This is a genomic window from Streptomyces sp. NPDC006012 (assembly GCF_042871185.1).
Taxonomy (GTDB): Bacteria; Actinomycetota; Actinomycetes; order Streptomycetales; family Streptomycetaceae; genus Streptomyces.
Genome location: NZ_JBIAIE010000047.1, coordinates 23,765 through 30,180, shown reverse-complemented (window position 1 = coordinate 30,180; position 6,416 = coordinate 23,765). Strand labels below are relative to the sequence as shown.

At 72.3% G+C, this 6,416-nt stretch carries 5 protein-coding genes; 1 reads left to right on the top strand and 4 read right to left on the bottom strand.

Translation table 11 applies throughout. The features are described 5' to 3' along the window. The first annotated feature begins 316 nt into the window (after positions 1–316). Positions 317–1,288 (top strand): right-handed parallel beta-helix repeat-containing protein, encoded by a 972-nt coding sequence (locus ACFYPJ_RS38000; RefSeq protein ID WP_389026536.1) that lies wholly within the window; start codon positions 317–319, stop codon positions 1,286–1,288. A gap of 59 nt (positions 1,289–1,347) precedes the next feature. Here ACFYPJ_RS38000 and ACFYPJ_RS37995 read toward each other — a convergent pair whose 3' ends face one another. The 4 genes from ACFYPJ_RS37995 to ACFYPJ_RS37980 all read right to left on the bottom strand — a co-directional run bounded on the left by ACFYPJ_RS37995 (position 1,348) and on the right by ACFYPJ_RS37980 (position 6,393). Then, positions 1,348–1,893 carry a DUF2269 domain-containing protein gene (locus ACFYPJ_RS37995; RefSeq protein ID WP_389026534.1) on the bottom strand — a complete coding sequence of 182 codons (546 nt, stop codon included), beginning with the start codon at positions 1,891–1,893 and terminating at the stop codon, positions 1,348–1,350. Between the two features lie 203 nt (positions 1,894–2,096). Further along, positions 2,097–3,818 carry an MFS transporter gene (locus ACFYPJ_RS37990; protein ID WP_389026532.1) on the bottom strand — a complete coding sequence of 574 codons (1,722 nt, stop codon included), beginning with the start codon at positions 3,816–3,818 and terminating at the stop codon, positions 2,097–2,099. 171 nt (positions 3,819–3,989) lie between these two features. Continuing rightward, positions 3,990–4,451, bottom strand: a complete 462-nt coding sequence (locus ACFYPJ_RS37985) for a MarR family winged helix-turn-helix transcriptional regulator (protein WP_389026531.1) — start codon at positions 4,449–4,451, stop codon at positions 3,990–3,992. 139 nt (positions 4,452–4,590) lie between these two features. Beyond that, positions 4,591–6,393, bottom strand: a complete 1,803-nt coding sequence (locus tag ACFYPJ_RS37980) for an MFS transporter (RefSeq protein ID WP_389026529.1) — start codon at positions 6,391–6,393, stop codon at positions 4,591–4,593. Positions 6,394–6,416: the final 23 nt, after the last annotated feature.

Here is a 6,416-nt window from a genome sequence, read left to right as displayed (position 1 = left end):
GTCGTAGTTGCTCCCCGGGGGGCGCGGGGCCCCCCCCGGGCCCGCCCCCCCCCCCGCCCGGGGGGGGGGGGGGGGGGCCCGGGGCGGGGGCGCGGGGGGGGCCCGGCCCCCGGGGGGGCCGCCCACCGCCGTGTGCCGTGGAGACCCACGGAGCCTTCTTGACGTGCGCACAACCATTCCGTACGTTCTGCCCTGACCTCGCGTTCACATGCACGCCCGTTATTCATACATGAGAATGCGTTGACCGTCCTCACCGAGGACACCCGCTCCGGACCGATCACCACCGATCACCAGGGACAGAGGAAGGTACCCCCACATGCGCACGCGCTCCCGCACGCTGCTCACCTCCCTGCTCACCGTCGCCGCCGTCACCGGCGCCCTGGTCCCCGCGGCCACCGCGTCCACCGCCGCCGGCGCGTCGACGATCGAGGTCACCACGGCGGCCCAGCTCAAGTCGGCCCTGGCCGCCGTCGCGCCCGGCGACACGATCCACCTCGCCGACGGCACCTACACCGGCAACTTCAAGGCGACCACGACGGCGTCCGCCGGCTCCCGCATCACCCTGACCGGCTCGGCGAACGCCGTCCTGACCGCGGGTGGCGGCTACGGCCTGCACCTGAACGGCGCCTCGTACTGGACCGTCAGCGGGGTGACCGTGACCGGCGGCCAGAAGGGCATCATGATCGACTCCGCGCGGGGTGTCGTCGTGGACGGCGTGACCGTGCACGACCTCGACATGGAGGGGGTCCACTTCCGCACGTCGAGCACGGACGGCGTGCTCAGGAACTCACGCATCTACGACACCGGGAAGGACGGCCGCGGCATGGGTGAGGGCGTCTACGTCGGCACCGCGAACACCCTCTCCGACAAGAGCGACCGCATCCAGATCCTGGACAACACCATCGGACCCGGCGTCGGCGGCGAGAACATCGACATCAAGGAGGGCACGACCGGGGCCCGGATCGTCGGCAACACCTTCGACGGCAGCGGTCTGACCGGCGCCAACTACGACGACTCATGGGTCGACGTGAAGGGCAACGACGTCCTCGTGGAGGACAACACCGGCAAGAACACCACGAACGACGGCTACCAGACCCACACCCAGCAGTCCGGCTGGGGCTGCGGCACCGTGTTCCGGAACAACCGGTCGACCCTCACCGGCGCGAGCGGCGCCAACCGGCTGGCCATCGACGTCACCAATCTGTCGTCCGGCTGCAAGACCACCGTCTACGGCAGCAACACCGTGACGGGCGGCGCGGGGCTGACCAACATCACGGTCACGCCGTGAGCCGGCGCACCGGGCCGCCGTACAGCGAAAAAACGGCCCGGCCCCGGTGAGCCGTGGGCTCAGGCCGGGACCTCCGGCGCGGCGGTGCGCAGGGGCGCTCCGGCCGCGCGGGCGGCCCCGCGCGGCCGGCGGCCGCGCCGGGTCGGTCCCCATGGCTTGAGCACGGAGATCACCGTCATGAAGACGTAGGCCGACAGCGACACGCACGGCCCGAACAGGACCTCGCCGGCGTCGGGCAGCGGTCCGCCGCCGGCGACGGCCGTGACCGCCGAGTTCACCCCGGGGCGCAGGACGAAGGCCGTCGCGGCGGTGGTGGCCAGGGTCAGCCAGAACTTCGTCCACACCCAGCGGTACCGCGCCAGACCCCGTGGTGTGCCCAGGGACAGCGCCAGACCGCTCAGGAGCGTGCCGAAGGCGACGGGAAGCAGCAGCCAGTCGGCGAAGAGTTGCATCGACCGGACCGAGGCCGCCACGGTCGCATGCTGTCCGGCGGTCGCCGCGGTGATCCCCAGCGCGAGCAGCCCGAGCGTGAGGCCGAGCCAGCCCGCGGAGGTGACGACGTGGACGACGAGGAGGGCCCGGCGGGGCCGGCGGCTCAGTTTCATGGACATCACCGTGCCGGGCGCGGGCCGCCGCGGCGTCTGCCGACGGGAGTAACCCCGCATACCTTCCCGGGCGTACGTCACGGCCCGGCACGGCGCGCGTCGGTCCCGGCCGGGGTCCGCCCCGGTGGCCGGGCCGTGAAGGCGGACCCCGGGGCGGACGCGGCCGCCGACGGCGGCCAGGGTGGGGGCGGTGGCGGTGTGGATCAGCTTGCCTCGGCGCGCAGCTCCACCAGCGTGTCCGAGGTCAGGGGCCGCGGTTGCGCGTCGGGGGCGACGAGGACGACCGTGCAGTCGGCGGCCTGGGCGAGCGCGCTGGTCAGGCTGCCGTCGGCGAACTGGGCGAGCGGCCCGCGCGGCGAGCGGCCGACCGCTATGGCGCGGGCGCCCACGTCGGCGGCGTGCCGGGCCAGGGCGCGGCCGGCTGCGGCGTGGTCGCCGAGGCTGCCGAGGATCTGGCCCGTCGCGGGGACGCCGAGCGCGGCGAGGCGGTCGAGGTGGGCGGTGACCGCGGCGCGCGCCTGGTCGGCGGTCTCGGTGTCGACGGCCTGTTCCTCGACGACGGCGGTCTGCTGCACGTGGACGACCTCCAGCGGACTGCCGGTCTCCCGGGCCAGCCGCGCCGCGGTGTCGACGGTGGCGGCCGCACCGTCGTGCGCGCCGACGGCGACGATCACCGGCCGGCCGCCACCGGTCCGCGCGTCGCCGACGGGTGTGAGGACCGGGCTCACCGGCTCGCCCCCGCCGGAGTCCGTCTCGGCGGCACGCAGCAGGCGGTGGCCGCTGGCCAGCACCGGAACGGCGAGCAGGAAGGTGGCGGCGCCGAGGTAGAAGGGGACACTGAGATCGGTGGCGTCGGCGAGCTTGCCCGCGACGTAGGGGGCGAGACCGCCGCCGATGAAGCGGACGAAGCCGTACGCGGAGGACGCGACCGGGCGTTCGACCGGGGAGACGAGCATGACCGCCTGGGTGGTGAGGGTGTTGTTGATGCCGATGAAGGCGCCGCTCACGACGACCGAGACGATCACGACGGTCGGGTCGCCGACTCCGGCGGCGATGACGGCCATCACGATGCCGAGGCCGACCAGGTTCGCGTACAGGACGGGGGCGGTGCCGTAGCGGGCCTGCAGGCGCGGGGCGAAGAAGACGCTGAAGGCGGCCACCAGCAGGCCCCAGCCGGTGAAGACCAGGCCGAGTTGATGGGGGCCCAGCTCCATCGGGTACGGCGCGTAACCCAGCATGGTGAAGAAGCCCCAGTTGTACAGCAGCGCCATGATGCCCATGGTCAGCAGCCCGCGGTGGCGCAGGGCTCTGATCGGGTCGAGCGGCGAGCTGCGGCGTTCCGGCTTGGGCAGGGCGGGCACGAAGGCCAGCGTGGCGACCAGGGCGACGGCCATCAGCACCGCGACGCCGAAGAACGGGCCGCGCCAGCTGATCGCGCCCAACTCCCCGCCCAGCAAGGGTCCTACGGCGATGCCGAGGCCGAGCGCGGTCTCGTACAGGATGATCGCGCCGCCGAAACCTCCGCTGGCCGATGCGACGATCACGGCCAGCGAGGTGGCTATGAACAGGGCGTTGCCCAGGCCCCAGCCGGCCCGGAAGCCGACAATGCCGTTGATGGAGCCGGACGTGCCGGCCAGCGCGGCGAAGACGACGATGATCGCCAGGCCCACGACGAGCGTGCGCTTGGCTCCGAAGCGGCTGGAGAACCAGCCGACGACGAGCATCGCCACCGCGGTCACGATGAGGTAGCTGCTGAACAGCAGGGAGACCTGGCTCGGCGAGGCGTGCAGGCTCGATGCGAGGGCGGGCAGGATCGGATCCACCAGTCCGATGCCCATGAACGAGATCACGCAGGCGAACGCGACGGCCCAGACGGCCTTGGGCTGCTTGAAGGGACTGACGGCCTTGCCGACGGATGCACTCATGTGCGCTTCTCTTCCGGGAGACGGTGACGGACGCGGGAGTACAGGTGCGGGACCACTCGTGCAGGGGAAGTGGTTCAGGGGAATGCGTGCGGGAGAAACCGGCTCGGCTGGACTCGTGCGGGCGGACCGGTGCGGGGGCACGGGTGCCCGGAGCAGGTGTGCCGGGCAGGGTCAGGACGGGGTCTGACGGTCCTGGAGTTCGATGACCCGGGCAAGGGCGGGCAGCGCGACACCCACCGCGCGCTGCTCCGGCTCGGTCAGGTGCGCGGTCAGCTCCTGCAGCGCCCGGGCACGCTCCGCGCGCCGCTGCCGGCAGACCTGGAGGCCGGTCGGGGTGATCACCACCAGCACGCCCCGGCCGTCGCTGTGGTCGGCGGCGCGGCGCACCAGGCCCGCCCGTTCCAGCCGGGTGACCAACTGGGTCATGTTCGGCTGCGAGGCCGCCTCGGCTCTGGCCAGTTCGGTCAGCCGCTGGGGGCCTTCACGGTCGAGCCGGCCCAGCACGGCGGAGGCGGTCGTGCTCAGCCCGCCGGCGGTGGCGCTCCGGCGTACGTGGCGGACCAGATGCTCGACGGCGATGATCAGGTCCTCCCCTGACGCCTCGTCGGCTGGATCCATAACCTGCTTATACATAAGCGCATTATGCACTTAGATGTAATACGAAACAAGATGCTGGGTGCCCTCTCGCACTGGTTGCCGCGGCGGACGCCACGAGAGGGCGGCGTTGGGCCGTCGGACCCCGCCGATCCGGGTCCACCGGATCGGCGGCCGGTCACTTGAGGGGGTCGGCCTGTGCGGCGGATTCGTCCCCGGTCGGCTCCGCCTCGCGCGAGCCGGCCGGACTGTTCGCCGGACGGTGTGCGCCGGCGGGCTCGTGCGGGCCGCGCAGCGCCGAGGCGAGCGCGGAGACCAGGGCCATGGCCGCGGCGACGCCGAAGACGATGGTCAGTCCGTGGTGGAAGGGCCCGGAGACCAGTTCGGGGAAGAAGGTGTGGCCGGTCAGGACCGCGCGCTGAGCGGCGGTCAGGTGGTCGAGCACAGCGCTCGAACCGAGCAGGTGCCCGATGGGATTGTCGCCCAGGAAGGTCGCGAACAGGGTGCTCACCGGGGGCAGCGAGGCGATCTGGTCCGCGGTCCCGGCGGGTACGCCGTGCGCCTGGAGGCCGCCGCCGAGCGCCTTCGGCAGCGACGACGCCAGGCCCGAGACCATCAGTGAGAAGAAGACGCCGATGGACAGCGCCGTACCCGAGTTCTGGAACGTGGAACGCATGCCCGAGGCCACGCCCCGGTACTCGGGCGGCACGCTGCCCATGATCGACGACGTGTTGGGCGCGGAGAACATGCCCTGGCCGAGGCCGCTGAGCAGCAACAGCGCGGCGAACGTGCCGTAGTCGAAGTTCACCGGCAGCACCAGCAGGCCGACGAACGAACCCGCCACCAGGACCAGGCCCGCCGTGGAGAACAGCCGGGCGCCGAACCGGTCCGAGAGCAGGCCGGAGACCGGACCGGCGATCAGGAAGCCCAGCGTCAGCGGCAGCATGAAGACGCCGGCCCACAGCGGGGTGTCCTCGAAGTCGTACCCGTGCAGCGGCAGCCAGATGCCCTGCAGCCAGATGATCAGCATGAACTGCAGCCCGCCGCGGGCTATCGCGGTGAGCAGGGCCGCCAGATTACCCGCGGCGAACGCGCGTACCTTGAACAGCGAGAGCCGGAACATGGGCTCGGCGGCCCTCGTCTCGACGACACAGAACACCAGCAGCAGGAAGACACCGCCGAACAGACCCGTCAGCACCCAGGGGTTGCCCCAGCCGGTGGCGCTGCCGCCGTAGGGCTGGATGCCGTAGGTGATGCCCGCGAGCAGGATGCCCGCGCCGCCGGCGAAGGTGAGGTTGCCCAGCCAGTCCACCCGGCCGCGCTTGCCGGACGCGGTCTCACGCAGGCTCAGATAGGACCAGACGGTGCCGGTGACGCTCACCGGGACGCTGACCCAGAACACCGCCCGCCAGTCGACGACGGCGAGCAGCCCCCCGGCCAGCAGGCCGAGGAACTGGCCTGCGAGGGCGGTGATCTGGTTGATGCCCAGCGCCATGCCGCGCTGCCGGGCGGGGAAGGCGTCGGTGAGGATCGCGGCCGAGTTGGCCGTGAGCATCGAGCCGCCGAATGCCTGCACGATCCGCCACAGGATCAGCCACAGGGCTCCCGCGCCGGCCCGGAACGGGTCGAGGGACAGCGCGACGGAGGCGCCGGCGAAGATCAGGAAGCCGAGGTTGTAGATCCGCACCCGGCCGAACATGTCGCCGAGCCGGCCGAGGACGACGACCAGCACCGCGGAGACCAGGAGGTAGCCGAGGATCATCCACAGCAGATAGCTGATGTTGCCCGCGGCGAGCGGGTCGAGGCCGATCCCGCGGAAGATCGCGGGCAGCGAGATGATCACTATGGAGGCGTCCATCGTGGCGATCAGGACGCCCAGGGTGGTGTTGGACAGGGCGACCCATTTGTAACCGGGCCCCGGCGGGGTGTTCCTGGCGCGGCCGAGCCGGGCCAGGGGCCCGCCGCGCCGACCGGCGTCCATGGGTGCCTGGCCCGCGGCCGGAC

Excerpts from the sequence above, each read along its gene's own strand:
- ACFYPJ_RS38000 (WP_389026536.1), top strand. The coding sequence starts at position 317 with ATGCGCACGCGCTCCCGCACGCTGCTCACCTCCCTGCTCACCGTCGCC.
- ACFYPJ_RS37995 (WP_389026534.1), bottom strand. The coding sequence starts at position 1,893 with ATGAAACTGAGCCGCCGGCCCCGCCGGGCCCTCCTCGTCGTCCACGTC.
- ACFYPJ_RS37990 (WP_389026532.1), bottom strand. The coding sequence starts at position 3,818 with ATGAGTGCATCCGTCGGCAAGGCCGTCAGTCCCTTCAAGCAGCCCAAG.
- ACFYPJ_RS37985 (WP_389026531.1), bottom strand. The coding sequence starts at position 4,451 with ATGTATAAGCAGGTTATGGATCCAGCCGACGAGGCGTCAGGGGAGGAC.
- ACFYPJ_RS37980 (WP_389026529.1), bottom strand. The coding sequence starts at position 6,393 with ATGGACGCCGGTCGGCGCGGCGGGCCCCTGGCCCGGCTCGGCCGCGCC.